At 47.4% G+C, this 26,387-nt stretch carries 25 protein-coding genes; 11 read left to right on the top strand and 14 right to left on the bottom strand.

The window, feature by feature from the left end; genetic code table 11:
- Positions 1–30: 30 nt before the first annotated feature.
- Genes ACZ5DR_RS00920 through ACZ5DR_RS00910 form a run of 3 tightly spaced genes read right to left on the bottom strand, consistent with a single transcriptional unit; the run spans position 31 to position 3,213 of the window.
- Positions 31–1,953, bottom strand: a complete 1,923-nt coding sequence (locus tag ACZ5DR_RS00920) for a putative bifunctional diguanylate cyclase/phosphodiesterase (protein ID WP_377364800.1) — start codon at positions 1,951–1,953, stop codon at positions 31–33.
- The gene (locus ACZ5DR_RS00915) at positions 1,954–2,181 is read right to left on the bottom strand and encodes a YgaP family membrane protein (protein ID WP_377364802.1); all 228 of its coding nucleotides are present in this window, start codon (positions 2,179–2,181) and stop codon (positions 1,954–1,956) included.
- Positions 2,182–2,211: 30 nt separating this feature from the next.
- Entirely contained in the window at positions 2,212–3,213 is a 1,002-nt protein-coding gene (locus ACZ5DR_RS00910) for a GyrI-like domain-containing protein (protein ID WP_377364804.1), read from the bottom strand.
- Positions 3,214–3,361: 148 nt separating this feature from the next.
- Here ACZ5DR_RS00910 and ACZ5DR_RS00905 point away from each other — a divergent pair, with 148 nt between their 5' ends.
- Positions 3,362–4,036 carry a cytochrome b/b6 domain-containing protein gene (locus ACZ5DR_RS00905; RefSeq protein WP_377364806.1) on the top strand — a complete coding sequence of 225 codons (675 nt, stop codon included), beginning with the start codon at positions 3,362–3,364 and terminating at the stop codon, positions 4,034–4,036.
- Positions 4,037–4,068: 32 nt separating this feature from the next.
- Here the strand turns inward: ACZ5DR_RS00905 and ACZ5DR_RS00900 are convergent, their stop codons facing one another.
- Positions 4,069–4,494, bottom strand: a complete 426-nt coding sequence (locus tag ACZ5DR_RS00900) for a YebG family protein (protein WP_377364808.1) — start codon at positions 4,492–4,494, stop codon at positions 4,069–4,071.
- 126 nt (positions 4,495–4,620) lie between these two features.
- Between ACZ5DR_RS00900 and ACZ5DR_RS00895 the strand changes: the two genes are divergently transcribed.
- The 5 genes from ACZ5DR_RS00895 to ACZ5DR_RS00875 all read left to right on the top strand — a co-directional run bounded on the left by ACZ5DR_RS00895 (position 4,621) and on the right by ACZ5DR_RS00875 (position 8,626).
- Positions 4,621–5,496: a mechanosensitive ion channel family protein gene (locus ACZ5DR_RS00895; protein WP_377364810.1), complete on the top strand. Its 876-nt coding sequence runs from the start codon at positions 4,621–4,623 to the stop codon at positions 5,494–5,496.
- Positions 5,489–6,070, top strand: a complete 582-nt coding sequence (locus ACZ5DR_RS00890; protein ID WP_377364812.1) for a DUF1439 domain-containing protein — start codon at positions 5,489–5,491, stop codon at positions 6,068–6,070. Before ACZ5DR_RS00895 ends, ACZ5DR_RS00890 begins: the two co-directional genes overlap by 8 nt.
- A gap of 57 nt (positions 6,071–6,127) precedes the next feature.
- A complete protein-coding gene (locus ACZ5DR_RS00885; RefSeq protein ID WP_377364814.1) occupies positions 6,128–6,607 on the top strand; it encodes an FKBP-type peptidyl-prolyl cis-trans isomerase in 480 nt (159 codons plus the stop codon).
- A 277-nt stretch (positions 6,608–6,884) separates the two neighbouring features.
- A complete protein-coding gene (locus ACZ5DR_RS00880) occupies positions 6,885–7,253 on the top strand; it encodes a hypothetical protein (RefSeq protein WP_377364816.1) in 369 nt (122 codons plus the stop codon).
- Positions 7,250–8,626, top strand: a complete 1,377-nt coding sequence (locus ACZ5DR_RS00875; protein ID WP_377364818.1) for a class II fumarate hydratase — start codon at positions 7,250–7,252, stop codon at positions 8,624–8,626. Before ACZ5DR_RS00880 ends, ACZ5DR_RS00875 begins: the two co-directional genes overlap by 4 nt.
- 54 nt (positions 8,627–8,680) lie before the next feature.
- Here the strand turns inward: ACZ5DR_RS00875 and ACZ5DR_RS00870 are convergent, their stop codons facing one another.
- Positions 8,681–9,376 carry an aspartate/glutamate racemase family protein gene (locus ACZ5DR_RS00870; protein ID WP_377364820.1) on the bottom strand — a complete coding sequence of 232 codons (696 nt, stop codon included), beginning with the start codon at positions 9,374–9,376 and terminating at the stop codon, positions 8,681–8,683.
- Positions 9,377–9,648: 272 nt separating this feature from the next.
- Between ACZ5DR_RS00870 and katG the strand changes: the two genes are divergently transcribed.
- Positions 9,649–11,826 carry a catalase/peroxidase HPI gene (gene katG, locus ACZ5DR_RS00865; protein WP_377364822.1) on the top strand — a complete coding sequence of 726 codons (2,178 nt, stop codon included), beginning with the start codon at positions 9,649–9,651 and terminating at the stop codon, positions 11,824–11,826.
- Between the two features lie 66 nt (positions 11,827–11,892).
- On the opposite strand, the gene ACZ5DR_RS00860 is transcribed toward katG, so the two are convergent.
- From ACZ5DR_RS00860 to ACZ5DR_RS00850, 3 genes are all read right to left on the bottom strand, one after another.
- Entirely contained in the window at positions 11,893–12,162 is a 270-nt protein-coding gene (locus ACZ5DR_RS00860) for a DUF3820 family protein (protein WP_377364824.1), read from the bottom strand.
- Between the two features lie 137 nt (positions 12,163–12,299).
- Positions 12,300–13,688: an L-cystine transporter gene (locus ACZ5DR_RS00855; RefSeq protein ID WP_377364826.1), complete on the bottom strand. Its 1,389-nt coding sequence runs from the start codon at positions 13,686–13,688 to the stop codon at positions 12,300–12,302.
- Between the two features lie 307 nt (positions 13,689–13,995).
- On the bottom strand, positions 13,996–14,907 hold the full coding sequence (locus ACZ5DR_RS00850) for a LysR family transcriptional regulator (RefSeq protein ID WP_377364828.1): 912 nt from the start codon (positions 14,905–14,907) through the stop codon (positions 13,996–13,998).
- 133 nt (positions 14,908–15,040) lie between these two features.
- Between ACZ5DR_RS00850 and ACZ5DR_RS00845 the strand changes: the two genes are divergently transcribed.
- Together ACZ5DR_RS00845 and fghA are read left to right on the top strand one after the other, a co-directional pair.
- Positions 15,041–16,156 (top strand): S-(hydroxymethyl)glutathione dehydrogenase/class III alcohol dehydrogenase, encoded by a 1,116-nt coding sequence (locus ACZ5DR_RS00845; RefSeq protein WP_377365075.1) that lies wholly within the window; start codon positions 15,041–15,043, stop codon positions 16,154–16,156.
- A 66-nt stretch (positions 16,157–16,222) separates the two neighbouring features.
- Positions 16,223–17,056: an S-formylglutathione hydrolase gene (gene fghA / locus ACZ5DR_RS00840; RefSeq protein WP_377364830.1), complete on the top strand. Its 834-nt coding sequence runs from the start codon at positions 16,223–16,225 to the stop codon at positions 17,054–17,056.
- A 58-nt stretch (positions 17,057–17,114) separates the two neighbouring features.
- Here the strand turns inward: fghA and ACZ5DR_RS00835 are convergent, their stop codons facing one another.
- Positions 17,115–18,737 (bottom strand): methyl-accepting chemotaxis protein, encoded by a 1,623-nt coding sequence (locus ACZ5DR_RS00835; protein ID WP_377364832.1) that lies wholly within the window; start codon positions 18,735–18,737, stop codon positions 17,115–17,117.
- 147 nt (positions 18,738–18,884) lie between these two features.
- Here ACZ5DR_RS00835 and ACZ5DR_RS00830 point away from each other — a divergent pair, with 147 nt between their 5' ends.
- Complete coding sequence (locus ACZ5DR_RS00830) at positions 18,885–19,718, top strand: SDR family NAD(P)-dependent oxidoreductase (RefSeq protein WP_377364834.1); 834 nt, start codon at positions 18,885–18,887, stop codon at positions 19,716–19,718.
- On the opposite strand, the gene ACZ5DR_RS00825 is transcribed toward ACZ5DR_RS00830, so the two are convergent.
- The 3 genes from ACZ5DR_RS00825 to ACZ5DR_RS00815 form a co-directional block, all read right to left on the bottom strand.
- Positions 19,715–20,704 (bottom strand): alpha/beta hydrolase, encoded by a 990-nt coding sequence (locus ACZ5DR_RS00825; protein ID WP_377364836.1) that lies wholly within the window; start codon positions 20,702–20,704, stop codon positions 19,715–19,717. The genes ACZ5DR_RS00830 and ACZ5DR_RS00825 overlap by 4 nt on opposite strands.
- Positions 20,705–20,727: 23 nt before the next feature.
- On the bottom strand, positions 20,728–21,015 hold the full coding sequence (locus ACZ5DR_RS00820; protein ID WP_377364838.1) for an HlyU family transcriptional regulator: 288 nt from the start codon (positions 21,013–21,015) through the stop codon (positions 20,728–20,730).
- A gap of 77 nt (positions 21,016–21,092) precedes the next feature.
- Entirely contained in the window at positions 21,093–22,283 is a 1,191-nt protein-coding gene (locus ACZ5DR_RS00815; RefSeq protein ID WP_377364840.1) for an MFS transporter, read from the bottom strand.
- A gap of 242 nt (positions 22,284–22,525) precedes the next feature.
- Between ACZ5DR_RS00815 and ACZ5DR_RS00810 the strand changes: the two genes are divergently transcribed.
- Positions 22,526–23,812 carry a ribonuclease J gene (locus tag ACZ5DR_RS00810; protein ID WP_377364841.1) on the top strand — a complete coding sequence of 429 codons (1,287 nt, stop codon included), beginning with the start codon at positions 22,526–22,528 and terminating at the stop codon, positions 23,810–23,812.
- Positions 23,813–23,886: 74 nt separating this feature from the next.
- Here the strand turns inward: ACZ5DR_RS00810 and argC are convergent, their stop codons facing one another.
- Together argC and sbmA are read right to left on the bottom strand one after the other, a co-directional pair.
- Positions 23,887–24,819 carry an N-acetyl-gamma-glutamyl-phosphate reductase gene (gene argC, locus ACZ5DR_RS00805; RefSeq protein WP_377364843.1) on the bottom strand — a complete coding sequence of 311 codons (933 nt, stop codon included), beginning with the start codon at positions 24,817–24,819 and terminating at the stop codon, positions 23,887–23,889.
- A 162-nt stretch (positions 24,820–24,981) separates the two neighbouring features.
- Complete coding sequence (gene sbmA / locus ACZ5DR_RS00800) at positions 24,982–26,253, bottom strand: peptide antibiotic transporter SbmA (protein WP_377364845.1); 1,272 nt, start codon at positions 26,251–26,253, stop codon at positions 24,982–24,984.
- Positions 26,254–26,387 lie beyond the last annotated feature (134 nt).

The raw sequence follows: 26,387 nt of genomic DNA, 5'->3' as shown, positions 1-26,387 counted from the left end.
TGACCCACGGGTGGTGGGATTACCCCTAGTCTAGGCTACAGGGAGGGTGCGAGTAAATTTGATCATGGCGGTAAATTGATCGACGGGTAAAGGACGGGAATAATAAAAGCCCTGTCCAAAGTCACAGCCCATTTCTTTAAGTAGAGCCATTTGTGTTTTATTTTCAATGCCTTCTACCACAATGGTGCAGCCGAAAGATCGGGCAAGGGTCAGTGCTGTATTGACGATACTGTAGTGGTTGGCGTTGGTTTCTATGTCGTGTACAAACGAACGATCTACCTTGATGGTGTCCACATTTAATGAACTGACATAGGCAAGTGAACTCATGCCAGTCCCAAAGTCGTCAATTGAAAGTTTGACGCCGATTTCCTTAAAGTCATTTAAGGCATCAGAAATTGTTTGAATATCGACACTGGTCGCTGTTTCGGTCAGCTCTATTTCCAGCAGTTCAGGAGAGATGTTTCCCTTAACAAGGAGGTTTTGTGTGTACAGCACCAGATCCTTGTCTAGCAAGTTATAGGGGGACAAGTTCACGGCGATGGGACTTTCGATCCGTTGATTTTTCCATGTGACTAACTGTTGAATCGCTTGGCGAATTACGTAGCGTCCGAATTCCTGCACCAAACCACTTTGCTCGACCAATGGGATAAAAATCATTGGTGAGATCATTCCATCTGTCGGGTGAATCCAGCGGGCAAGGGCCTCGGCCCCGACTATTTCTCCGGTTTCGATTTTGACTTTTGGTTGGTAGTAAAGCTGAATTTGGTTTTCGGATAAGGCTGAGTTTAACTCACTGCGTAATTGCAGGTGGCGTTTGTTGTCCACGTTTCCACTGTTATTTGGGCAGTAGGTCGCCCAACCTGCTCTGCGTTGTTTGGCCTGATACATGGCGCTGTCCGCATAGGTAATTAAGGTTTCTACATGGTCGGTATGGGATGGAAAGTGAGCGACCCCCAGACTGGCACCGATGTTCACTGTCAGCTGATCCATCATTAAGGGTTCGTTGCAGGCAGTGATGATGTGGCTGGCCAGCACACTGGCCCCGTCGATGGACATGTTTGGCGCCCAGACCAAGAATTCGTCCCCACCTGCTCGAACCAGCATCTGATCTTCTGATAACTCCTGTTGAATACGATAAGCGAGGACAATCAGTAGCTTGTCTCCTGCTGAGTGTCCGAGGGAATCGTTCACATCTTTTAGGTGGTCAACATCTATGGCTAACAGGCAGCCTGATTCAGGTGCTTTTTGTTCTCTTGTTTGCATGACCCCATGGAGCTTGTTCACTAGGTACAAGCGATTAGGGAGCCCTGTTAAGCTGTCGTGGGTGGCAAGCTTTTTCAAGGCATCATTCTTGTCTTTGACCCGCTTTGTAATCCAAGAAGACAGCAACAAAGCTAGCCAGACAGCGATCCAGAATACGATTGCTGATGTGATGGCAAGGCGCTTAAACGCATAGGACATTGAGGTTTCTAAGCTGTTTGGTTTGACCGCTAGAATAAGGTCAACGTCATGATCCTTGCCGTAAAACCAGATAAAAGATTGGCCTTCAAACTTAAAGTGCCCAGAAGAGAGATCATCGCCGTCTGGTAAGGGGGGAATCAAGCTCATCAAGTCATCAGCTTGTGTCTCAGACACAGAGTCCGACAGGACAAAGTCTTCGAGTTTTGGGTGGCGGATGTGGACATGGTAACGGCTGTTTTTGGTGCCAAACGTGAGGGGCAAATGTTCTCGTAAATGATTCAATTCACTGGTGTTGGCGTGCTCGAGCTCGTGCAAAAAGGCTTTACCTTCTTGCTCCAAGTAGTGGGTTTCGGTTCGAATACCTAGATCATTTATCAGGCGATAGGCCACCGTGGCATACACAGCAGATACCATAATGGCCACACTCAGACAGACAAATATGAGTCGCCGCCTGAGCTGGTTATCTTGTTCAAATTCTCTAAAAGCTGTCATTTAAGAGCGTTTATTAGAATCCGGATGGGTGTTGATGCCTGTCAGTGCATAGACAGGACACCAGCCAGTTGAAAGAGAGATGAGGTTTAAGATGCCAAATATGCCGAGCAATATCTCTAAAATGGGTTCATTAAGCATGTCACCATTAAACAAAGCAAACCCTGTTACGGCCACACCGATGACACCTCGCATGATGCGATCCCAGAAATGAAGATTTTTAGTAATCATAATAAATCCCTCATAGGCAATGTGATTACTCTAATGTATTGGTGTATTGAGTACTGTAATAAATTGCAACTCTTCATTTGTATCATGGGGCGATACGTCAAATATCTCTAAGCTGGGTCTACGAGGGTGCTTTTTTAATCCGCGGCTGAGGCATTGCATCTTAAGGACATGCCATGCGAGTCCTAAATACTCATAACTACCCTGATATTTTAATCGAGCATATTGGCCTTTAAAGACCAGTCTTTCTGGATGAGCTTCACAAGGGGTAAAACATTGAATAGGAATACCTAAGCGCCCGACAAAGTAATGATGGCTCAAATCTGCGGTGTCATACAAAGCGAATCGTGGGCCGGCAGGAGGGTTTTCAGGCCCGAGAATGGCGGTGAGATCTTGAAAGCCCATGGCCATGATTTGCGACATATGTTGTTCACTTACGATGAAAGGCCGTGTGACAGCATCCATATTGCTTAATGTTTGGCAATCTAAGGCAGTAAAGGAAAGTGTTGTGTTTTGAGAGGGTTCAAATGTGCTATGAAGTTGAACCAGCATGAGCTTAAGATCAGCGTAGAGCTGATTGAGTTGCTGTGTATGATGATAACGCCGCCAAAAGGGTAACCTGTTATTGGCTTTTAGTCGCAGGCGCTTGCCTTCCTCTGAATCAATAAGGTCTATGGTGATATGTAAATCGCCATAAAATAATCTGTCAGATGCGACCAGCAAAGACAGGGGGAGTTGGTTTAAGGGCTGACGTGGGCTGCAGGTGATCGTGCCAAGATGTTGGCTTGAGAAAGTGATTTGCCCATATGGGTAGCTGGAGTCAGCTTTTTTGACCATGACATCGGCCTTAGTATCGTAACGTATCCAAGGCAACCAATTAGGCCAATTCGCTAATTGAGTGAGAGCTAGCGGAAGTGAGCTGGTGTCTTGGTTGACCGGCAGTGTGTGCTGAATCCAGCATTTCTGCTGTGTAAAAAGGACGTATCCGCAGACAACCAGTAATATCACGATACATAAAATGATAAATACGACCACGTATTGCGCTCCTTAATGCTCACTTAGTGTGAAAGTGGCATGGTGACATTCTGTCGTTAGATTAACTTTTTGTAATGTTGGATATAAATGGAAACTGTACTGTCAGTATAGCTAATCAAGTTCAACTGTGAGGAGCGGATAAGGAAATATGAAAAAAGTATTAGTTTGGGATTGGCCCGTTCGAGTGATGCATTGGTTGATGGCGATCCTGTTTTCGGGATTGATCATTACAGGAAATATTAACGCCGATGTTATGGATTGGCACTTTTATATGGGATATGGGCTCTCTGCCGTGATAGTGGCGCGGGTGTTATATGGGTTGGTCGGGTCTAGGTTTGCACGCTTTACTCAGTTTATTTACCACCCAATAGACACTTTTAAGTATCTTAAAACGCTGCTAACGGGCAGAGGTAAGCATTATTTAGGTCATAACCCTGTTGGCGGGTTAATGGTAATAGCGCTTTTGATCGCAATGACGATTCAGTGGCTAACGGGCTTGTTTAACAGTGATGAAGTGTTTTGGTTTGGCCCTTTCTATAACTGGGGGACCGACTATATCTGGGAAATGTCTGCCAGTTTGCACCGCCAATTGCCTGATGTGTTATTGATCTTAATTGCTTTACACATCTTAGCGGTGTTGTACCACGAGGTCCGGTTTAAGGAGCGCCTTATCGGGAGCATGATTCATGGTAAAAAGCCCATCCAGAACTCAGCAGAGCACCAGCAAGAGGAAGGCGAAGCTCGTACCCCAAGAGTTGGGGTAATTATCTCCCTGTTACTTTCACTTGCGTGGTTAGCTTGGCTCTGGTCTATCCCGTTTTAAAACCTTTTTAGGGATGAAAGCGATGCGCCTAGTTAGGCTGCATCGCTTTGGTTGTAGGTTTCATCGTTATCAAAACCCTCTGATGTGACCTCATCATCGTTGTAATCAACGGAGCTGTCTTCCTCTTCATAATAGGAGTCCGCATCGGGTTCAATGACTAGATCCTCTAGCAAGGGAGCGGTGGGCTTGGTGTTATTGGTCGCCTTGGTTGTTTTTTTGGCTGCAGGCTTTCGCTTACTTCCAAGGGCTACCAGCACGTCATCTTTGTTTTCTGCCAAAAACATAGCAAGCTTCCCAAGAGTTTGTTCATCTTCAAGGGTCTTACTATCACGAAGTAGCTCTTCGAGACTTTCTGCTGTCTCAAGCAGCTTGTCGTATTGGTCGGCTTCAGCTTTGGAAGAGAAGGTCATTTTTTCAACACCATTGCGTTCTACAATATATTTGATCATTACAGGCATATCGAGCACCTCACTTAAAATACTGTATAAATATACAGCTATAAAAATTCACTTGTCCAGTATTTTGTTGGCTAATTGGCATGAGGTTGGTAAAGTTTGCGCCAGATTTAAAAGGCTGGGAGAGCTATGTCTTCGTTTGATTTTTCGCAAATTGATTTGTCGTTTTTAACTGAAAATTTTGAGTACCTTGGCACTGTTATTTGGGTCATTTTGGTGGTCGTCATTCGCCGCTATAGCAAGCACGCCTTGCGTAACAACGCCAAAATAGACGTTGACCGTAAGCGCCGTCGGCTGAATACCGTCGATAATGTCTTCAACTTGGTGTTGGTCATTGGTCTGATATTGATCTGGGCCACTGAACTGCAGAATATCGCCATTTCCATTGCGGCTTTTATGGTGGCTTTGGTGATTGCTACCAAGGAGTTCATTTCTTGTATTGTCGGGGCGCTGTTTAAGGCAAGTACACGCCCTTATCAGGTAGGGGATTGGGTTCGGATTGGCAGCTTTGAAGGGGAAGTGACGGACAGTGATTGGTTGTCAACGACCCTTTTTGAAGTGGACTTTCGTGGAGGGAGTTATGCTTACACTGGCCGCACAACGGTCGTTCCTAACAGCCAGTTGCTGACTCATTCGGTGCAAAACTTAAACTACATGCGTCGTTATGTTGAGCATACATTTTCGATTTCTAGACAGACAGATGAAGTCAATTTGTTTGAAATAAAAGAGCCTATTTTGGCAAAGATTCGCGAGTACAGTGAGCATTTTCATGAAGTCGCGATTCGTTACAACAGCTTGATTGAAAAGCGGCTGGACGTAAAGATAGCGGGACCTGAGCCAAGGGTTCGTATTAAAACAACCCCTGAAGGATTTAATATTTTCAGTGTTTCTCTTTTCTGTCCAACCCAAGAGGCTGTTGAAATAGAGCAAAAAGTCACCGAGGACTTTATGCGTATTTGGTTTGATAAAAAGCGTCAGGCAGTAGGAGGCGCAAATAATGATTAAAAAACTCATGCTCGGTTTAGGTCTTATCACTTCCGTCTTCCTAACGGGGTGTACGGATATGAGCATTACCGAGGAAGAGCTTAACCAAGAGATTGCGACCCGTTTAGAACAGGAGCAACCGGACGTTATTCAACTGACTCTAAATGATTCGACCCTAAATTTGGACTTGTTGGTAAAAAGCGCGGATGTGGATCTCACGGAACGTGATGGTGGTTTGGTATTAGTGGACATGAAAACCGACATTCGCGGTACTTTAACGGCGTTTGGCCGTGAAATGACCATGAAAACAGAACTGGATCCATCCTTTGAATCGGGTTTGCGTATCGAGGAAGATAGGGTGTATTTGGTTGGTCCAAAGTTAACCAGTATTACGGTACAAGGCTCTAATTTTGGTGATCAAGTATTGCGATCTTATCTGGGCTCTTTACATGATGAGTTTGAGGCAGCCATTGCCCGTTACTTTAATGAACACCCTGTCTATGTATTAAATCACTCGACTGTTGAAAAAGCGGCGGCAAAATTCGTGAAAGACATTGTCATTACTGAGGACAGTATCGAGTTTATGATTTTTTAGGCGACAAATTTGAGAATCACGTTAGAATAGCGCCAAATTTTTTAATGAGGAAACACCATGTCGATTGCTGACAATACGGTAGTGCAATTTCACTACACTCTCCGTGAAGGGGAAACCCTAATTGAAACGTCTGCTGGAAATGATCCACTGGCGTATCTTCATGGCCATGGCAACATCATTCCAGGTCTAGAGAAGGCAATGGAAGGTAAGTCTGCTGGTGATGAGTTTGATGTGACTGTGGCACCAGCGGATGCCTACGGTGAGCGTCATGAAGACCGTACCCAGCAAATGCCTATCAAACACCTTCAAGGTGCTAAACGTTGGAAGCCAGGCATGATTGCCACGGTTCAAACAGATCAAGGTCTACGTCAAGTGACTATCTTAAAGGCTGGTCTGAAACACGCGACTGTGGATCTTAACCACCCACTGGCTGGTAAAGAGCTGACTTTCTCAGTACAAGTGCTTGAAACCCGCGAAGCGACGGACGATGAAATCGCCCACGGTCACGCTCACGGTATCGGTGGTCATCACCACTAATGCTCAGGCGCCTTATCGCTTTTGTTTGGTAAGGCGCTTGCTCTCTATGCAATCCTCTCTTCTCTACTTTTCTGATTTTTTACTCTTCTGAGTCGTTGGCATTATTTGGCTGCTTTCGGCATTTACCCCGAATTTTGATGCTTCTTGCGCAATGTTTGAATCACAAACCTCTACCTTTTTATGATCTAGATTAAATCTAGGCAAAACCCATGCTTGACAGATCTGTGGCTTAGTGTTTAATTGATAATTGTTATCATTTGCATTTTGGAGTCACACTATGACGCATCAAATTGTTCCGTTTTCTGTCATTGAGCAAGTCATTAAGCGTGGACAAAGCGCTGACTCGCCCCAAGTCTTGTATCACTACCTAGAAACCAGTGAGCAGTACGCGGAGCAGTTAGGGATTGCAGACGCTTATGGGATGCACCGTCGCGTATATCAAGTACTGCTTGAGACCGTATGTGACAGCGAGATTCCATGGCATTGGCGGGAGCTGTGTTTGGATATGATTCATCGACCTCTGCGCCAACTACAGCGGTTTGTTATCACTGATCAAGATGCCAAAGAATACTATTGTTTAGAGCATGAGTTGCGAACGTTGAGCCACTACTTTTTAGTGGGTGAAAAAACGAGGAGTATCCAATGAAGACTCGCATAGAAAAAGACAGCATGGGGCCTCTTGAAGTCCCTGAAAACGCCCTATACGGCGCCCAAACCCAGCGTGCCATTAACAACTTCCCCATTAGTGGCGAAAGTATGCCTGAGTCCTTTATCAAGGCTTTGATTCAACTGAAAGCGGCCGCTGCGAAAGCAAACTTGGAATTAGAGTGTATTACGCCAGAAATAGCGGGGGCCATCGAGAATGCCTGTGGTGAGTTACTGGAAGATCCAAAATTGATGGAGCATTTTCCGGTAGACGTTTACCAAACGGGCTCAGGCACTAGCTCTAACATGAATGCCAACGAAGTGATTGCCACCATTGCTTCCCGCGCATCGAATGAAAAAATCGGCCCCAACGATCATGTGAACTTTGGTCAAAGCAGTAACGACATTATCCCGAGTGCCATTCATGCCAGCGCCTCTATTGAATTAGCGAAGCGTTTGTTACCTGCGGTGGAGCATTTAAAAACGACGATTACCCTCAAAGGTGAGTCACTCAAAGAATTCACCAAGACCGGTCGCACCCATTTAATGGATGCTATGCCAGTGCGAATGGACCAAACCTTCCATGGCTGGGCCGCGCAACTACAAGACAACATCGACAACCTTAAGTTTGCTCTAACCAAAACCACTAAGCTTGCCCAGGGGGGAACTGCTGTCGGCACAGGCATCAACGCGCACCCAGACTTTTCTCGATTGGTCGCCCAAGAACTGTCCAAAATTACCAGCGTTGAATTTCAGCCAGGGGACAACTTCTTTGCCTTGATCGGCTCCCAAGACACCATAGTGGCCTTGTCTGGTGCCTTAAAAGCCACCGCAGTCACTTACATGAAAATCGCCAATGACTTACGTTGGATGAACTCTGGTCCCCTTGCTGGGCTTGGGGAAATCACCCTTGAGGCGCTACAGCCTGGGTCGTCTATCATGCCGGGTAAAGTGAATCCTGTGATCCCTGAGGCCACTGCTATGGTAGCGGCACAGGTGATAGGCAACGATGCTGCCATCACCATTGGTGGTCAGTCTGGTAACTTTGAGCTTAATGTGATGTTGCCGATGATTGCGAGCAACGTGTTAAACAGTATCAAGCTGCTGACAAATAGCGCTCATCTATTGGCTAACAAGGCCATTGATACCCTAGAAGTGAATCCTGATAAGCTCAATGAAGCGTTAGATCGTAACCCTATATTAGTGACGGCTCTGAATCCCATCATTGGTTACGAGAAAGCAGCGGAAATCGCTAAAAAAGCTTACAAGGAAGGTCGCCCTATTATTGATGTGGCGGCAGATGAAACAGACCTAAGTCGTGAAGAATTGGCCCAGCATCTCAATCCAGCCAAACTGACTCAAGGTGGTCTGTAACTAGGATTGTGAAATAGCTAACTGAGCAAGACTTGCTCTTGCTCAGTCTGCACTTCATTCATCCAGAGCAAAGGTAACAGCAGCCTCCGCATGAATCTTTGTCGTATCAAATAACGGAATGTCTGTGTGCTGAGGCTGCACCAGCAAGGTAATTTCAGTACATCCTTCGATAATGCATTGCGCCCCTTGGGACCTCATCTTCTCCAATATGTTTAAGAATTGCTGGCGGGAGCTGTCCTTCACATGTCCTTGGCACAACTCTTCAAAGATCACCCTGTGAATCAGTGCGCGATCTTCCTGTTCAGGTATCACCACATCTAAGCCATAGTTTTCTTGTAAACGCTTAATGTAAAAGTCTTCTTCCATAGAGAATTGGGTGCCTATAAAACCTACCTTGGTGTGCCCCGCCTGTTGAACCACTCTACCTGTGGCGTCGGCGATATGGATAAAAGGCACAGAAATATGAGGCTCAATATCCGGCAGTACTTTGTGCATGGTGTTGGTGGCGATGAGGATAGCCTCTGCGCCGGCGGCTTCTAGTCCCTTGGCTTCGGCCAATAATAGGCTTCCTGCTTGCTCCCAGTCACCAGATTTCTGCATGGCTGCAATGTCTGCAAAGTTCACGCTGCTCAGAAGCAACTTGGCAGAATGCAATCCCCCAAGTCGTTCACGCACGCCTTGGTTTATAAGAGTGTAATAGAGGGAGGTGGACTCCCAACTCATGCCACCTAAAATGCCGACTTTCTTCATAAATAATGTCTCCTTTTAGGGGTTCAGATTAGTGTCTCAGTACTCATCTATAAAGATACAGACCCGTGCAAAATTCATAGGATCTGTATGGATTGATCTAATAAGACCTGATCTTTCGTAACGAATTAGACGCATCTCTGGTCTATGTTTGTTACTGGGGAAAAGAAAATCTATTTCCTCATTAGGATATATTTATTAGAAGTGTATGTTAGATAGCTATATAACTATGGATAGGAATTAAGCCAGACAGACTCAAACAAAGAGGAATCATCATGTCTAACGAAAGCAAATGCCCATTTCATCAGGCACAGTCTCAAGGCACAACAAACCGTGACTGGTGGCCGAACCTTTTAAACCTGAACATTCTGCATCAGCACTCTCCAAAGTCCAATCCAATGGGAGAGGGCTTTGACTACGCAGCGGAATTCAACTCCTTAGATCTAAACGCTGTACGCGACGATCTAATGAAGTTAATGACAGACTCTCAAGAATGGTGGCCTGCAGACTACGGTCATTACGGTCCACTGTTTATTCGTATGGCGTGGCACAGTGCCGGTACGTACCGTACTGCTGACGGTCGTGGTGGTTCCTCTGCTGGTACTCAGCGTTTTGCACCATTAAACAGCTGGCCAGATAACGTCAGCTTGGATAAGGCCCGTCGTTTATTGTGGCCAATCAAGCAAAAATACGGTCGCAAAATTTCTTGGGCAGATCTAATGATCCTAACAGGTAACTGTGCTCTTGAGTCCATGGGATTAAAAACCTTTGGTTTTGCCGGTGGCCGTGAAGATCTATGGGCACCAGAAGAAGACGTTTACTGGGGTAAAGAAAAAGAGTGGTTAGATGACCAACGCTATGCTGGGGATCGTGAACTGGAAAATCCTTTGGCAGCGGTTCAGATGGGTTTGATCTACGTAAACCCTGAAGGCCCGAATGGTAAACCTGATCCATTGCAATCTGCCCGTGACATTCGTGACACCTTTGGTCGTATGGCCATGAACGATGAAGAAACAGTTGCCCTAATCGCAGGTGGTCACACCTTTGGTAAAGCCCACGGTAATGGCGATGCCAGCAAACTAGGGGAAGACCCAGAAGCAGCAGGCTTAGCGTCACAGGGCTTTGGTTGGCACAACCCGCAAGGAACTGGCAGCGGTGCAGACACCATCACCAGTGGTTTAGAAGGTGCCTGGACACCACAGCCGACCCAGTGGGACATGGGCTACTTTGATATGCTGTTTGGCTACGATTGGGAATTGACTAAGAGCCCAGCGGGCGCTTGGCAATGGACACCAAAAGACGGTCAGGGTAAAGATCTAGTGCCTGATGCACACGATAAGACAAAACGTCATGCTCCTATGATGTTTACCTCTGACATTGCATTACGTGAAGATCCAATTTACCTAGAGATTTCTCAGCGTTTCCATAACAACCCTGAAGAATTTGCGGACGCTTTTTCCCGCGCTTGGTTTAAATTGACTCACCGTGACATGGGACCTACTAGCCGCTACCTAGGGCCATTGGTACCAAAAGAAGAATTGCTGTGGCAAGACCCAATTCCAGCTGTTCAATATGAGTTGGTGTCTGAGCAAGATGTAGAAGACCTAAAAGCCAAAGTACTTGCGTCAGGTGTGAGCATTTCTGACCTAGTGAGCGTTGCTTGGGCTGCTGCCTCTACTTTCCGTGGTTCTGATATGCGTGGTGGTGTGAACGGTGCACGTATTCGTTTGGCCCCTCAAAAAGATTGGGACGTTAACGAACCAGAGAAACTAGCAAAAGTATTGGCCGTATTGGGTGGTATCCAAGCCCAATTCAACGAAAGCCACACTGACAAACAGATATCTCTTGCTGACTTGATCGTGATTGCCGGTAACGCAGCGGTTGAAGAAGCAGCTCGACAAGCGGGTGAGACCGTTAAAGTGCCTTTCACTCCAGGCCGTGCGGATGCCAGCCAAGAGCAAACGGATGTTGAGTCATTTGATGTGCTTGAGCCGGAAGCAGACGGTTTCCGTAACTACTTGCTGAAGACCTTCACAATCTCAGCAGAAGAAATGCTAGTGGATCGTGCTCAATTGTTGACCTTGTCAGCACCAGAGATGACCGTGCTAGTCGGTGGTCTACGTGCACTGAATGCGAACTACGAGCAAAGCTCTGAAGGCGTATTGACGGCTCGCCCTGGCGTTCTGACAAACGATTTCTTCGTTAACTTGCTAGACATGAGCACGGTTTGGAATCCAAAAGACGATCAAGAAAGCACCTTCGAAGGCCGTGATCGTAAGACAGGTAAGATTAAATGGACCGGTAGCCGAGTGGACTTGGTGTTTGGTTCTAACTCAATCTTGCGTGCCATTGCCGAGGTATACGGCTGTGAAGACGGTAAAGAACGCTTCACTGCAGACTTTGTAAAAGCCTGGACGAAAGTCATGGAGCTTGATCGCTTCGACGTGAAATAACTTCGATTGTTGGAAGCGTTACCAACAAAACAAACCGCTGCCTAGCTACTCTAGGTAGCGGTTTTTTTATGGTAAATCATCAAAGCTAATACGCTTTTTTACGGGTTTATCTGCCTCAGACGTTGGCAGTTTGAGTGGCTCGACAACCTTCTCTAAACCGTTAATCTTTACTTCTAAAGCGAGCTGTAACCAGCGTCCTAGCTTACCTTCTGGCCAACCTTTATGGTTAAACCACAGCAAATACTCTTCGGGTAAATCAATGATCAAACGGCCTTCGTATTTCCCAAAGGGCATGGTTTGACGGGCGATATGGAGTAGGTCTTCTTTTTCGATCATGACATGAGCCTAATGCTAAATTCGCCCAGCATGGTAACAAGACTTAATAGGCTTGGGTACGGATTATTAAAGAGAAGCCCCTTGAGTAGATAGGATACTCAAGGGGCTATCGTCAGTAGGTAGACTACAAAGAGGGATTAGCTGGCTTTTACTTCAGCGCCAGCTTGGTCGTCATTAAAGGTTTCTGTATCGGTGTGGCCTAACCATTTCGACGTAATGGTACCGGAGGTCATCGCACCGTTTACGTTGATGGCTGTTCGGCCCATATCGATCAAGGGTTCGATAGAAATCAATAGACCCGCGAGGGCGACAGGCATGTCCAATGCAGATAGAACGATCAAAGCCGCAAACGTGGCGCCGCCACCAATACCTGCAATACCAAAGGAGCTAATCGTCACGATAGCAACCAGTGACAAGATAAAAGAAGGGTCCAGAGGGTTAATACCAATCGTTGGCGCGATCATGACGGCCAACATAGCAGGGTATAGGCCAGCACAACCGTTTTGCCCCATGGTGGCACCGAAGGAGGCAGAGAAGTTGGCTTCCCCGTCACCATTCCCAAGACTCTTAGTTTGAGTCTCAATGTTCAGCGGGATGGTGCCAGCGCTGGAGCGGGACGTGAAGGCGAATAACAGAACGGGAGCGACCTTCTTCAAGTAACGTACCGGTGAAATGCCATTAACCGCCAACAATACTAGGTGCAGTACTAAAATCAGCGTCAAGCCCACATAGGACGCCACGACAAAGTTCAGCAAGGTCAAAATATCTGACACGTTCGAGCCAGCCACTACCTTGGTCATTAATGCAAGGATACCGTATGGGGTTAGGCTAAGTACCATACGCACTAGGGTGCGCACGATAGATTGAGCCACATCCACAAAGCGTTCAAAGCTAGCGCCAATGTCCGGTTGCGCTTTGGCCACAGAGACGCCAGCGATACCGATAAAGGCGGCAAAAATCACCACAGCGATAGTAGACGTTGGACGGCTACCGGCCAAATCTGCAAACGGATTCCCAGGGAAAAATGAACGAATCATGTCCGCAAAGGAGACATTTTCCAGACCCTCTAGGCGCACTTGTAGTGCTTCACCACGGGCCATTTCCCGTGCACCTTGTACGATGCCATCGGCAGATAAGCCAAATAGGTTGCTGACAAAGATACCGATCAAGGCAGACACCGCGGTGGTTGCCAGTAAGATACCGATGACGGAGCCGGACATCTTACCAAGGGAGCCTGTGTCCTTTACTTTGACAATCGCACCAATGATGGAAACCAAAATCAGTGGCATGATGATCATCTTCAAGAGGCTGACATAGCCTGAGCCAACAATGTTCACATAATCCAATGTGGTGGCAATGGTATCGCTACCCACACCGTACAATAACTGCAAGGCGGCACCGAACAATACGCCTAAACCAAGACCGGTGAAGACGCGAGTGGAAAGGGACTTTTGGGCTTTATGCTGTCGCACTAGTAGAACTAGCAATACCGCAAAAGCGACCAAGTTTAAAATGGGGTACAACATAGAGTTACCTTTAACAGATGAATGCTACCAAGGATGTTTTAATGATCAAAAGACAGGGTGGTAGCGGGAAAACGGCGCCATCCTAACAAAATCTTGACTAAATGGATAAGATCTAAAAAAGCACATTTATAGTGCCAATAGTAATAAGAGGCGTGCTCCCACTGGCCCTTAAGCCGTAACCCTCTATGCCAGCCCCCGAGGGGCTTGAGTTGCGGCGTTTACTAGCGTTTAGCGGGTTCAGTGAAGAGGGTTTTTGTGAGCTTTATGTGCGCAAAGGTTCCCTAAAGTTTGCGCACTTTAACCAGGCTTAAAGCAGAGTTTGTGTCTTCCATTGGGCAAAAATGTCTTCCTTTTCAAAACGCTCAATTAAAAAGTCACACACAGATTTGAGTTTAGGAGAGGGTTGTTGTGAGCGTGGGTAGATGAGCCAAACTCCGGTGTAGGGGTATTGGTATTGTGGCAGCAATGCAACGAGCCTCCCTGATGCCAGATCATCTCGCACGTAATAGTCTGGCAACTGGGCAATCCCGAGTCCTTTGCGAACGGCATCCAACAGGGCTGGCCCTGAGTTACTGCGCCAGTTAGTGGCGACCTTAATTTCCTTACGTTGGCCACTTTGTTGGAATACCCAGTGGGTTTTAGAGCCAGTTAGACAGCGGTGACGATTAAGCTCTGATAAGGTATGGGGCACACCAAATTGATCCACATATTCCCGTGACGCACAGAGAAACTCTGCTCGATTGCAAAGCCTTCGAGACAATAGGCTTGAATCCCGTAAAGCTCCCATACGGACGGCTAGGTCATATCCTTCTTCGATTAAATCCACTTCCCGGTTGGTCAAATGTAGGTCTAAGTCGACCTGGGGATTGTCGATTAAAAAGTCATTGAGAAGGGGGGCAAGATAACGCTCACCAAAGGTGGTGGCGCAGGTAATCCTTAGGGTGCCCATTGGAGCTTGATTCAGTGCGGCGACCGCTTCTTCGGCGCTGGCGAGGGTGTTGGGTAAGTCACGACAATGTTGATAAAAGCGCTCACCTGCTTCGCTTAGACGAATGCTGCGTGTAGTTCGAAACAGCAAGGTTGTATTCAGACGCGCCTCGAGATGAGAAATAAGACGACTTATATGCGAAGCGGAGACATTTAGGCGGCTCGCAGCTTTAGAGAAATTACCTTGGCGGACAACTTCCACAAAGGCTTCCATGGCTTCCCATTGTTTCATTATATTTCTACCAATCTGTTTATTGTTGCTGTATGGCAACAATGATTTGTTAAAACGAGGATTATCGCAATAGTTTTTTACGTCTACACTTACATTCATTAATCGATCCATGAAATAAACGGAGTTCGCAATGTTGAAATGTAAAGCGGCGGTGGCTTGGGGCCCTGGTCAACCACTTAAAATCGAAGAAGTTGAAGTTCAAGACCCGCAAGCGGGTGAAGTCCGTGTTCGTATGGTGGCCACAGGCGTATGTCATACCGATGCATTCACCCTGTCTGGGGATGATCCAGAAGGTATCTTTCCTGCAATCCTAGGTCATGAAGGTGCAGGTATCGTTGAGTCTGTGGGCGCAGGCGTTACAACACTTAAGCCGGGTGATCATGTTATCCCTCTTTACACGGCGGAGTGTGGCGAATGTAAATTCTGTAAGTCTGGCAAAACTAACCTATGTCAGGCCGTTCGTGCGACGCAAGGTAAAGGTTTGATGCCTGATGGCACTAGCCGTTTCAGCATCAATGGCGAGCCAATCTTCCACTACATGGGTTGTTCTACCTTCTCTGAGTACAGCGTTGTTCCAGAAATTTCACTGGCTAAAGTGAACGAAGAAGCGGCCATGGACAAAATCTGTCTACTTGGCTGTGGTGTCACAACCGGTATTGGTGCAGTACTGAACACTGCAAAAGTGGAAGCTGGCGCTACCGTTGCGGTCTTTGGTCTAGGCGGTATTGGTCTATCTTGTATTCAAGGTGCGCGTATTGCTGGCGCGGGTCGTATCATTGCCATCGACCTAAACGAATCTAAATTTGAAATGGCTGAGCAGTTCGGTGCCACAGACTTTGTTAATCCGGCTAAATTTGATAAGCCAATCCAAGAAGTCATCGTTGAGATGACGGATGGTGGTGTGGATTACTCATTTGAGTGTATCGGTAACGTTAATGTGATGCGTGCAGCCCTTGAGTGCTGTCACAAAGGTTGGGGTGAGTCGATCATCATTGGTGTAGCGGGTGCTGGCCAAGAAATCTCTACTCGTCCATTCCAGTTGGTAACGGGACGCGTATGGCGTGGTTCTGCATTCGGTGGCGTTAAAGGTCGTACCGAGTTGCCAGGCTATGTTGAAGATTACATGAGTGGCAAGATCGAAATCGATCCGTTTGTGACTCACAAAATGAAATTAGAAGACATCAACGAAGCTTTCCACCTCATGCACGAAGGTGAAAGTATCCGTACTGTCATTGAGTTTGATGCATAAGTAAGTCATTTGTCGTTAAAAGCCCATCTCTAGGATGGGCTTTTTTTACTGACCAAAGAGGCCTATATGGAACTTTTATCAAGTACTAAAGTAAGCGGTGGTTGGCTGAAGCGCTACCGCCATGAAAGCTTGTCTGTTAAAGGCGATATGGTGTTTGCGATTTTTCTGCCGCCACAGGCAGAAAGCATTAAGGTGCCAGTGCTTTATTGGCTATCGGGTTTGACCTGTACCGACGAAAACTTTTCCCAGAAAGCAGGGGCGTTTAACAAGGCCGCTGAGCTTGGTTTGGCGATCGTTATGCCAGACACGAGTCCACGTGGTACGGACTACCCTGGTGAACACGAGAGCTATGACTTCGGGTCGGGAGCAGGTTTTTACCTGAATGCTACGGTGGAGCCTTATGGGCATACCTACAACATGTACGATTACGTGGTACAAGAGCTGCCAACCTTAGTAGAAGAGCATTTTCCAATTTCGGATAAACGTTCTATCTCGGGCCATTCTATGGGCGGCCATGGTGCCCTGATTTGTGCTTTGAAGAACCCTGGTCGCTACCAGTCCGTGTCAGCCTTTGCGCCAATCACGAACCCAACTCAATGCCCTTGGGGTGAAAAAGCCTTCACCGGCTACTTGGGAGAGAATCGTGAAACATGGAAAGCGTGGGATGCGTGCGAGTTAATCGCAACCGCTGAAGAGCGTTTGCCATTGTTGGTGGATCAAGGTGAAGCAGACGGCTTCCTTGAAGAGCAGCTGAAACCTGAAGCCTTGGAGCAAGCCTGTGCAAAAGCAGGGCATGAAGTGACCCTTCGCCGCCAATCTGGCTACGACCATAGTTACTACTTCATTTCGAGCTTTATTGCGGATCATTTAGAGCATCATGCGGCGGCATTAACCTCCTAAAGAGGGATATGACGTTCCCAAATGTAACAAGCGGGCCCATCATAGGCCCGCTTTTTTGTTATGCAAAACGAAACTGGTTAATTTGGTTTCTAAGGGATAGTGCCATGTTGGCAATCATGTCTGATCCTTGAGCAACCTGCTCTGATTCTTGCAGTACGCGCTCAGAGACATTTTTTATGCCTAGCAAGTTTGAGTTGATCTCTTCTGCTACTTGACCCTGTTGCTCCGCGGCAGAGGCAATCTGAGTGGATCTGTCGGATACGTCGTCCACTTGGCTTAACATCTGTTCAAGGTTATCTGCGGCGTTTTTCATGCGCAGTGCCCCTTGTTCTGCTTGTTCGGTGCTGGTTGCCATGGATACGGACGCCTCTGCAGATTGCGCTTGCAGTTTCTCGATAATGGATTTGATTTCCACGGTGGAACTTTGGGTACGGCTGGCTAGGGAGCGTACTTCATCGGCCACCACAGCAAACCCGCGCCCCATTTCACCTGCTCGTGCGGCCTCAATAGCGGCATTGAGCGCTAATAAATTGGTTTGTTCAGAGATATCGCCAATGACCCCAAGCACTGAGTCGATTTCTTTGGTCTGAGACAGTAGCTCAACAATGACCTGATTGGCCCCTTCCACATGGTGAGTGAGGGTCTGGATGTTGTAATTGGTCTCTTTTAGGTCCGTAGAAGAACTGCGAGTGGCGTTTTGTACAACGACAGTCGCATCGGCTGTGTTTTTGGCATTGGTGGCTACGTCACGGATCGAATAAGACATTTCGTTCATGGCTGCTGCGAGTTTTTCCACCTCGCGGAATTGAGTGTCCATACCGGCTTTCGTTTCGCTCGTATTGGCATGCATCTGGGTGGAGACGGCTTGCAGCTCATCGATGGCTTGGGCGACTTGGCTTAATGTGTGTCCCAACGAGCTGGACACTTGATTCGCGGATTTAGCTAAAATGCCTAATTCGTCCTGTCGATTAAGGGTTAGAGATTGGGTCATGTCTCCGGTAGCGATGGTTTCTAAGTGTTGAGTCACTTGAGCCAGTGGTCTTACAATGCTGCGTACCACAAAGCTGCTAATCACTAGGGCAAGCAACACTAATATTGTTTCAATGGCCGCTGAGCGTTTTACGTCAGCCCAAAATAGCGTTTTCACATCTGTGTAGAAAACACCAGAGCCGACAATCCATCCCCATTTCTCGAAACCTTTTACAAAGGATACCTTGTCTTCTGGCTGATCGACTTGAGGCCCTTTGTAAGCGTATTCCACGAACCCTTCACCCTGCTGTTTGACCACATTCACCATTGCCTGCCAATGGAACTGACCGTTCGCATCGGTGGCATTGGTCAGGTCTTTGCCGTTAAGCTGGGGTTTGAGAGGATGCATGACCAGCTTTTGTTGATAGTCGTTGATCCAAAAATAGTTGTTATCGCCATAGCGTAATGCACTTATGGCAGCACTGGCCTGTGCTTTTGCCTCAGCTTCGCCCAATTCATCGCTTTGGCTTTCGTAATAGGCAATTAGGGAGTAGGCGTTTTCGACTTGCTCTTGAACTTGCGCCTTTCGCGTTTGTAGCAGTTCCTTGTATAGACTGATGTAGGCGGTCGCTTCAAAAGCGACAAGTAGCGCAACCAGTAGGCCGATAATACTCCATAGCTTGGTGCTAACACGGACGTTTGCAAGTTTCATAAGCACTCCTTTAATTTGATAAGCGGAGCTTATGGCTACTGGACGAAAAATGTTCTGATATAGATCAAGCTTCTGGGACAATAGTGTTTCAGTTTGTTAATGGAACGTGTGGATAACAGGAATGAACGTGGAGCTAAGTAACCGTATATGAAATATTCCGTTTTGATTACAGGGTGCAGCAGTGGTATTGGGTTAGAAGCGGCTCGAATGCTGCAACAAAAGAATTATATGGTGATTGCCAGCTGCCGTAAGCAAGAAGACGTTGCCCGCCTTAAAGCGGAGGGGTTTAAACATGTGGTGCAGCTGGATCTTGCCGACTCTGCTTCCATTGAAACAGGTTTGGCAGAGACTTTAGAGATTACCGGAGGGGAGCTGTTTGCACTGTTTAACAACGGCGCCTATGGTCAGCCCGGCGCGGTAGAGGATCTTCCGGTTGAGGTATTGCGGGAGCAATTTGAAATCAACTTCTTTGGCACCCATGACCTCACTCGGCGGGTGGTAAAAATCATGTTGGCCCAAGGTTATGGACGCATCGTGCATAACAGTTCTGTGTTGGGGTTGGTGGCGGCCCCGTTTCGCGGTGCTTACAACGCCAGTAAATTCGCTTTAGAAGGGCTGACGGATACCATGCGTTTAGAGCTGCGTGATACGCCTATCCAGGTGTCTTTGATTGAGCCCGGCCCCATTACCAGTCGTTTCAGAGCCAATGCATTGAAAGCATTGCAAGCCAATATTGATATGATGGCCAGTCGACATCAGCAAGGTTATCAAGAGGCGATTGAGCGTTTGAGTAAAGAAGGGCCAGCAGGTAAAGGGACACTGCCCGCCAGTGCTGTGGTTGATAAGTTGCTGCATGCTCTGGAATCCAGCTCCCCCAAGCCCCGTTATTACGTTACCTGGCCCACTTATGCAGCGGGCATTATGAAGCGCTTGTTGCCTACTCGGTTACTGGACAAAATCATGGCAGGACAGGGCAGCTAATCTTTAAACGCCCTGTTTATCAGCCAATGATCTAGCTGCTCAAGATAGTCATCGCGAACGTTTTTAGGCGATAAGAAAAGGTCATGAAATCCGCCTTTGATACTGCGTAACTGCAAGTTGGCAAAGGTGGATTGTGCCGCTTGCTTCATGCTTTCTACATCCAGCACTCCGTCACCTTGACGTGTGTAGTCAAGGTCCTCAGATTTAAGGGTGCTGCACGCAGAATGACACAATAAGGTTGGGGTTTCGATCTGTTGTTTATGAAGGTTCCTTTGCGCGAGGATGATTTGCTTTAGCCAATGGAAGGATAGGGGGAACCCTTGAGCTGGTTTCCAATCCAAACGATAGTCCCATTCACCCGCAAAAGAGCGGTGTAATGTTTTGGCATAGGTGCTGATTTTTTGAGCGCGCAATGAATGAAACGGCAGCAGCGAGACTGCTAGCCAAATGGGCCAGCTCAGTCGTTTTAATACTTTGGGTGGAAAAGGCAGGGCCAAAAATGGGCTGTTTAAGATGAGCCCCTTGATCGCAGGGAAGGGTAAATTGCGCTCTTGAGTCATGTCGAATTCTTTTGCTAAGAAACTTGAGGCAATCAAGCCGCCGGTAGAGTGTGCCATGATGACCACTTCAGAGACGCCCTTATTGGCCATTTCTGCCAACGCTATGGTGATGTCATCGTGGTATTGCTCCATGCTCTCACACCAATTAGGAGGCGTGTTTGGGCGGATAGAGCGCCCGTACCCTTGTAAATCCAAAGCAAAGAAACGCTTGCCTTGTGCTGCCACATGCTCCGCCAAATCATGCTGAAAAAAATAATCCGTGTAACCATGCAAATACAGTATGGCTTGATGGCTGTCAGGATTTTTCAAATGCTCAATCAGAGTTGTTACTACGGACGTAGCAGGCCCTTTAAAGCGATAGGTATGGGCGACAAATAAAGGCCCTAAATGATCGTCTCTGGAGTGCTCAAGTTGCCATTGAAGCATGGGCAGTTTTATTTCCTTCAGACTTAGAAGATTTGATCGCCCATCTGGTCGATGGTTAATTTCGCTTTACGAATGGTAAGTTCGACACATTCGTCTTTGTTAGCCACTAAGTCAGAGCGGATAAAGTGATGTGTTTTGACATCCTCTCCCGCTCCTTTGGTGATTTGAGCACATACTCGGTATTGGCCTTGGTCTGACTGCGGTGTTGGCAGTATGGTGAAGCCATTGTATTCAATGGGATCTGCTGCAGGCGTAGAAGCAGAGCTAGGGGAGCCAGAAAAGATTTTCGATAGGCTTGAGAAAATACCCATAAATGAAGTCCTAACAATTATATGAATGTTGGACTTCATTGTCGGGGATTTTGCGACAGAGTCAAATATCTTTGAAACTAGGCAAGAGGGGGAGTCTTTTCAACCACGATCACAGCACGCTTGCGACTGGACATTAAAGTAAACATGGCGAAAAAGATTGCAGGGATCATCAGCAAGTTCAATACTTCCCAGCCAAAGATCGACTGCCAATAGCCTGCCAGAATGCTTGCAGTGGCTGCGCAGCTGAACACGATCAGGTCGTTTAGGCCTTGGACTCGTGCTTTGTCTTCTGGGCGGTAGGTCTTAGTTAATAAGGTTGTGGCACCGATAAAGGTAAAGTTCCATCCCACTCCAAGCAACACTAATGCGCTAAAGAAATGCCAATAGGTCTCTCCTAGTTGGTTCAGTAGGACACAGCCCAATAACAGTATGCAGCCTAATTGAATAATGCTGTAAGCGCCGTAGCGCACGATCAAACGTCCAGTAATAAAGGAAGGTAAAAACATTCCTAAAACGTGCCATTGAATCACGGTGGCGGTGCTGCCAAAGTCAAAACCGCAGGCCTGCATCGCAAGAGGGGTGGCCGTCATGACCAATACCATAACCCCATAACCGATTGAACCCGCCACAATGGCGCTCATTAATGAAGGTTGACGTAATAGTGCCATATAAGGTCGTGGCGTGCCTTCTAATTCGGCTTTGGTAGGAGGGTTAAGGGGTAAGCAGGCCACCAGCACAGTATTGAACGCGTATAACACGATCAAAGCGGCAAATGCGCCCAGGTAACGAGTTTCTTCTGACCAGTTTTCAAACCAAATAGCCATATTGGGGCCCAAAACTGCAGCCACTACACCCGCTCCCATAATTAAGCTGATGGCTTGAGGGGCTTTCGCTTTAGGGGCGTTCTCAGTGGCAGCGAATCGATACTGCTGACCGATCCCTATGGCCATACCAAGTAAGAAGGTCGCACAGCAAAACAACATGAAATTGCCTTGTTCCACCCCCATATACGCCATTAGCGCACCACTGACACCGATAATATTACCCGCTAGAAAGCCCTTTTTTCGGCCCAGCCATGCCATGAATAGGGCCGCCGGTAGGGTGACGCCCATTAAACCTAAAAACTGTAGTGCGACAGGTAAAGTGGCCATGGCAAAAGTCGGGGCCAAACTTTGACCAATAAGCGCTGTCACAGATACAAGTAAGATGTTCCCTGTTACGAGCAGTGCTTGCCCAAGAGCCAAACCCCAAACGGTGATGCCGAGCATTGGATGTTCCTTTTTGGCTAAAATAGAAAGAGTGCTTTAGATCAGAAAATGAGCACGCATTGAGTAAATAGAAATTTAACATGAGTAGGAGTTATATCAAAGCATAGTAACTATGAATTTGAATCATTTTTAATCCCGTAGAATGGTGACCCTGAAACGAAGAGGAGAGATTTGTGGAGCAGTTGATTCCGTCACAAAATGACCTGTGGTTTTTGCCCTTGGGTGGAACCGGAGAAATAGGTATGAATATGAATCTTTATGGTCATGACGGACAGTGGTTAATGGTGGATTGTGGGGTGTCATTCAACGAGCCTCTTACCCCAGACAGCCATACCACCTATGAGCTTGTCAGTGCAGATCCTTCTTTTATCGCCACACAACGCCATCGATTGGCGGGGATTGTTATTACCCATGCCCACGAAGATCATATTGGGGCTTTACCTTTCTTATGGAAGCGGCTTCAAGCCCCTGTTTATGCTACCCCATTTACTGCTGAGATCTTGCGTCGCAAACTTGCCCAAGTGGGATTACTAGAACGGGTAGAGATCCATGAACTCCCCATGGATTCGCAATTTAGAGTGGGGCCTTTTCAATTGCAATGGATCACATTAACCCACTCCATCCCTGAGCCCAGTGCGTTAACCATCGAAACCCCAGTAGGTAAGGTCTTTCATACGGGTGATTGGAAAATTGACCATACGCCTGTGATTGGCAATCGTTTTACGCCTACAACCCTATCAACGTTGCGTCGCCGTAACATCAGCGCCATGGTATGTGACTCTACCAATGCGTTACGTGATGGGCATTCGGTGTCGGAGCAGGCTTGTTATGATGCCTTGTTAGAAACGATTCGACATGAGACTGGACGAGTGGTGGTGGGCTGCTTCAGCAGTAATATCGCCAGATTAGTGTCCATTGCCCGGGTGGCAAAAGAGACAGGACGTTATGTGGCCTTTATTGGACGATCCTTACAAAATATGGTGAGCGCCGCCCGAGTGGCTGGTTACTGGCCCGAAGGCTTGCCGGTGATGGAGAGCGCTCATTTAGGCTACTTACCTCGAGGAGAAGTAATCGCCGTTGCTACCGGAAGCCAAGGTGAACCGAGAGCCATGCTAAACCGATTGGCCAGAGACAACTGCTTTGATTTGTCTTTGGATAAAGGAGATTTGGTACTTTTCAGCGCCATGACCATACCGGGTAACGAAATGGCCATTGAGCGCCTGGTCACGGCATTTAAAGCCCAAGGCATTAGGACTTTGCAAACCCATGATACAGAGCAGCCAATTCATGTGAGTGGGCACCCTTACCGAGATGAATTGGGGCAGATGTATGACTGGGTACGCCCACAAGTGGCGATACCGACTCACGGGGAACCTGAACACATGGCTGCCAATGCTGAGATGGCTAAAGCCACCCATGTTCCCCGCCAATTAACGGGGTTAAATGGCGATCTGTTTAGCATTGCACCAGATATTGGTGTGCGTAAAAATGCTATCAAAGCTAAGCGAATCGCCATAGATAGACCATGATTTAGCGGAAACTGACAGCAACAAAAAGCCCGCCAAGATGTCTCTTGGCGGGCTTTTTGTATCCCTTAACGGGATTAAAGTACGACGGCTAGGTGTTCGTCGAAGCCTAACATTAGGTTTAGGTTTTGAACGGCAGCGCCGGAAGCACCTTTACCTAGGTTGTCTAGTTTGGCGGACAGTACCGCAGATTTGCCATCTTCAGAGGCAAATACCGCCAGCTCCACTTGGTTAGTATTTTCCAAACCGTGCGGTGTTAGGAAAGGGGCATTTGGATCGTTCACTTCGTTAAATGGATGAACGGTCACGAACTCTTCGCCAGCGTAAGTGGCCGTTAATGCAGCATGAAGGGCTTCTGCATTACCATTGGCCAAGGTGACAGGGATAGAAATCAGCATGCCTTGGGCAAAGTTACCCACGCTTGGAATGAAGATAGGCGTGCGCGCTAGACCTGACCATTTTTCAATTTCTGGTAAGTGCTTGTGCTTAAAGTTCAGGCCATAAGTGGCGTAGGTCGGCGCATTGGCGTTACTTTCGTACTGGTCAATAAGCTTGTTGCCGCCACCTGTGTAGCCGGAGATGGCATTCACCGCATAGTGATCGTCTGCCGATAACAGGCCTTGCTCTACCAAAGGTTTCAACAGCAGGATAATGCCCGTTGGATAGCAGCCTGGGTTAGAGACAAACTGTGCATCCTTGATCGCACCACGTTGGCTAGGGTCAAGCTCAGCTAGGCCATAGACCCAGCCTTCGGCCACACGGTGTACTGAGCTGGCATCCAAAATACGGCAACCTTCTTGTTTTGCTAGGGCAACACTGTCAACCGCTGCATCATCGGGCAGGCACAGTACTGTCACGTCGGCTTCTTTCATAAGGCGGCGCTTTTCTTCAACATCGCGCTTTTTAGCTGGATCAATGCTGATAATCTCAATGCCTGTGTGGTTAACAAGGCGCTCACGTACTTGTAAACCCGTTGTACCAGTTTCGCCGTCGATAAATACTTTTTTCATGTGTGGTCTCCAGTCCTGCTGCGTGACGTTGTAAGGGGCAGCGGGCAAATAATTGATGTGACAATCATAGCATTGGCTTGAGTCGGAAAAAACAAAGCACTCGGAGATCTCGTTGAGAATTTTGCCAAAATTCCCGAGTACTTTGCTTTTGTATCGTGGGGCTTATTGTGCTTCGTTTAGATCTTCTTTCGGTAGAGAAGCATTGCCGATAGCGGCCTCAAAAGCTTTAAGACGTTTATAAATAGAGAGCAACTCTACGATGGTGGTCCATGAATTGACCAAGAACTGAAACGAGTTCTCCACTTGGTTGAAAGCGTTAGAGATACGTTGCATCACACCTAAAGTGAACGCTCCAGCCACGATGTAAGGGCCCAATGCGATAAGGGGCACTAGAACCCCCGCTTGCAAGTAGCCGTAACGTACCACGTTGAAATACAGGTAGTGGAAGTACAAGCGGAAGTAGTTTTTACGAACATTATCAAACAGCTCCACCAGTTTTACTGGTTCAGCGCGATCTTCATAGTCTTCCCCGTAAACCAACTCTTTTCGGTAAGCGGCTTCGACCTTCTGATTTTTAAACTCAAGACCGGGTAGCTTGATACCTGCGACGGCCAGCAACACAGTACCTACGATAGACCAAAGAATGGCGACGAATACCAATGCCTGGGAAACTTCACCAATCAAAGGCAGCTCGGTCACATAGCCAGATAAGCCCCACAATACCGGTAAGAACGCTAAGAGCGTCATGATGGCATTTAAGAAGCGAACGCCAAGGCTTTCCATGATGCTGGCAAAGCGCATGGTGTCTTCTTGAATACGCTGAGAGGCACCTTCAATATGGCGTACTTGAGGCCAAATGTTGGTGTAGTAATTGTTCATTGCTGTACGCCAGCGGAAGACGTAATGGCTGACAAAAAAATGGTTGAATACGGCAACGGTAATGGCTACCAAAGCAATGGTGGCAAAGGTGAGAAGCTGGCCATAAAACTCTGACAAGGTGATGGTGTTAGGAGCCGTGAGGGCCTTTTGAATGAGGTCGTAAAAACTACCATACCATTCGTTGATCATGACGCTGACTTGTACCTGAAACCAGGTGATAAACACGATCAATGCGGAGCCCAAGACCGACCATTTGGCCCATTTTTGTCCACCGTAAAGCATCCAGCCGGCAACAAATAAGGCATAGCAAACGAACATGTATTGGTACAGCCAGACATCACTGGCGAAACTGTATGCGTCTTGATAAGCCGTTTGGGCCGCAGCATCGGCACCTTCCCCTAGGACAGCAGGGAAGTCGATACCAAATAATTGTCCAAGGCTTAGGGTTTGTCCCAAGTCGTCACCGATGGCGTACCAAGCAATGACGGTGGCGAGCGCCCAGAGCACAAAGGTTAAAAAGAACAGTTTAGGTTTTGGAAAAAAGGATAAAAACACAGTTTATCTCTCTATTTTTCAGTAGGTGAGTGAGGGTTTTTAAGTAATTGATTTGGCTGGAGCATTACTGACAATAGAGCTTAAACCAGCACGCCGCCTTGGACAACGAAACAAAGCAAAGGATTCCGAAAATA

The sequence above is a fragment of the Marinomonas vaga genome (assembly GCF_055388305.1).
The sequence above is the reverse complement of the archived record's forward strand: the minus strand, read 5'-3'. Positions and strand labels throughout refer to the sequence as shown.

What these genes read in the sequence shown, in the direction of transcription:
- ACZ5DR_RS00915 (WP_377364802.1), bottom strand. Translation starts at nt 2,181, where the DNA reads ATGATTACTAAAAATCTTCATTTCTGGGATCGCATCATGCGAGGTGTC.
- ACZ5DR_RS00825 (WP_377364836.1), bottom strand. Translation starts at nt 20,704, where the DNA reads ATGCTTCAATGGCAACTTGAGCACTCCAGAGACGATCATTTAGGGCCT.
- ACZ5DR_RS00815 (WP_377364840.1), bottom strand. Translation starts at nt 22,283, where the DNA reads ATGCTCGGCATCACCGTTTGGGGTTTGGCTCTTGGGCAAGCACTGCTC.
- fghA (WP_377364830.1), top strand. Translation starts at nt 16,223, where the DNA reads ATGGAACTTTTATCAAGTACTAAAGTAAGCGGTGGTTGGCTGAAGCGC.
- ACZ5DR_RS00905 (WP_377364806.1), top strand. Translation starts at nt 3,362, where the DNA reads ATGAAAAAAGTATTAGTTTGGGATTGGCCCGTTCGAGTGATGCATTGG.
- ACZ5DR_RS00830 (WP_377364834.1), top strand. Translation starts at nt 18,885, where the DNA reads ATGAAATATTCCGTTTTGATTACAGGGTGCAGCAGTGGTATTGGGTTA.
- ACZ5DR_RS00875 (WP_377364818.1), top strand. Translation starts at nt 7,250, where the DNA reads ATGAAGACTCGCATAGAAAAAGACAGCATGGGGCCTCTTGAAGTCCCT.
- ACZ5DR_RS00920 (WP_377364800.1), bottom strand. Translation starts at nt 1,953, where the DNA reads ATGACAGCTTTTAGAGAATTTGAACAAGATAACCAGCTCAGGCGGCGA.
- ACZ5DR_RS00855 (WP_377364826.1), bottom strand. Translation starts at nt 13,688, where the DNA reads ATGTTGTACCCCATTTTAAACTTGGTCGCTTTTGCGGTATTGCTAGTT.
- ACZ5DR_RS00890 (WP_377364812.1), top strand. Translation starts at nt 5,489, where the DNA reads ATGATTAAAAAACTCATGCTCGGTTTAGGTCTTATCACTTCCGTCTTC.
- argC (WP_377364843.1), bottom strand. Translation starts at nt 24,819, where the DNA reads ATGAAAAAAGTATTTATCGACGGCGAAACTGGTACAACGGGTTTACAA.
- ACZ5DR_RS00895 (WP_377364810.1), top strand. Translation starts at nt 4,621, where the DNA reads ATGTCTTCGTTTGATTTTTCGCAAATTGATTTGTCGTTTTTAACTGAA.
- ACZ5DR_RS00810 (WP_377364841.1), top strand. Translation starts at nt 22,526, where the DNA reads ATGAATATGAATCTTTATGGTCATGACGGACAGTGGTTAATGGTGGAT.
- ACZ5DR_RS00870 (WP_377364820.1), bottom strand. Translation starts at nt 9,376, where the DNA reads ATGAAGAAAGTCGGCATTTTAGGTGGCATGAGTTGGGAGTCCACCTCC.
- ACZ5DR_RS00880 (WP_377364816.1), top strand. Translation starts at nt 6,885, where the DNA reads ATGACGCATCAAATTGTTCCGTTTTCTGTCATTGAGCAAGTCATTAAG.
- ACZ5DR_RS00835 (WP_377364832.1), bottom strand. Translation starts at nt 18,737, where the DNA reads ATGAAACTTGCAAACGTCCGTGTTAGCACCAAGCTATGGAGTATTATC.
- ACZ5DR_RS00900 (WP_377364808.1), bottom strand. Translation starts at nt 4,494, where the DNA reads ATGCCTGTAATGATCAAATATATTGTAGAACGCAATGGTGTTGAAAAA.
- katG (WP_377364822.1), top strand. Translation starts at nt 9,649, where the DNA reads ATGTCTAACGAAAGCAAATGCCCATTTCATCAGGCACAGTCTCAAGGC.
- ACZ5DR_RS00850 (WP_377364828.1), bottom strand. Translation starts at nt 14,907, where the DNA reads ATGAAACAATGGGAAGCCATGGAAGCCTTTGTGGAAGTTGTCCGCCAA.
- ACZ5DR_RS00860 (WP_377364824.1), bottom strand. Translation starts at nt 12,162, where the DNA reads ATGATCGAAAAAGAAGACCTACTCCATATCGCCCGTCAAACCATGCCC.
- ACZ5DR_RS00820 (WP_377364838.1), bottom strand. Translation starts at nt 21,015, where the DNA reads ATGGGTATTTTCTCAAGCCTATCGAAAATCTTTTCTGGCTCCCCTAGC.
- ACZ5DR_RS00885 (WP_377364814.1), top strand. Translation starts at nt 6,128, where the DNA reads ATGTCGATTGCTGACAATACGGTAGTGCAATTTCACTACACTCTCCGT.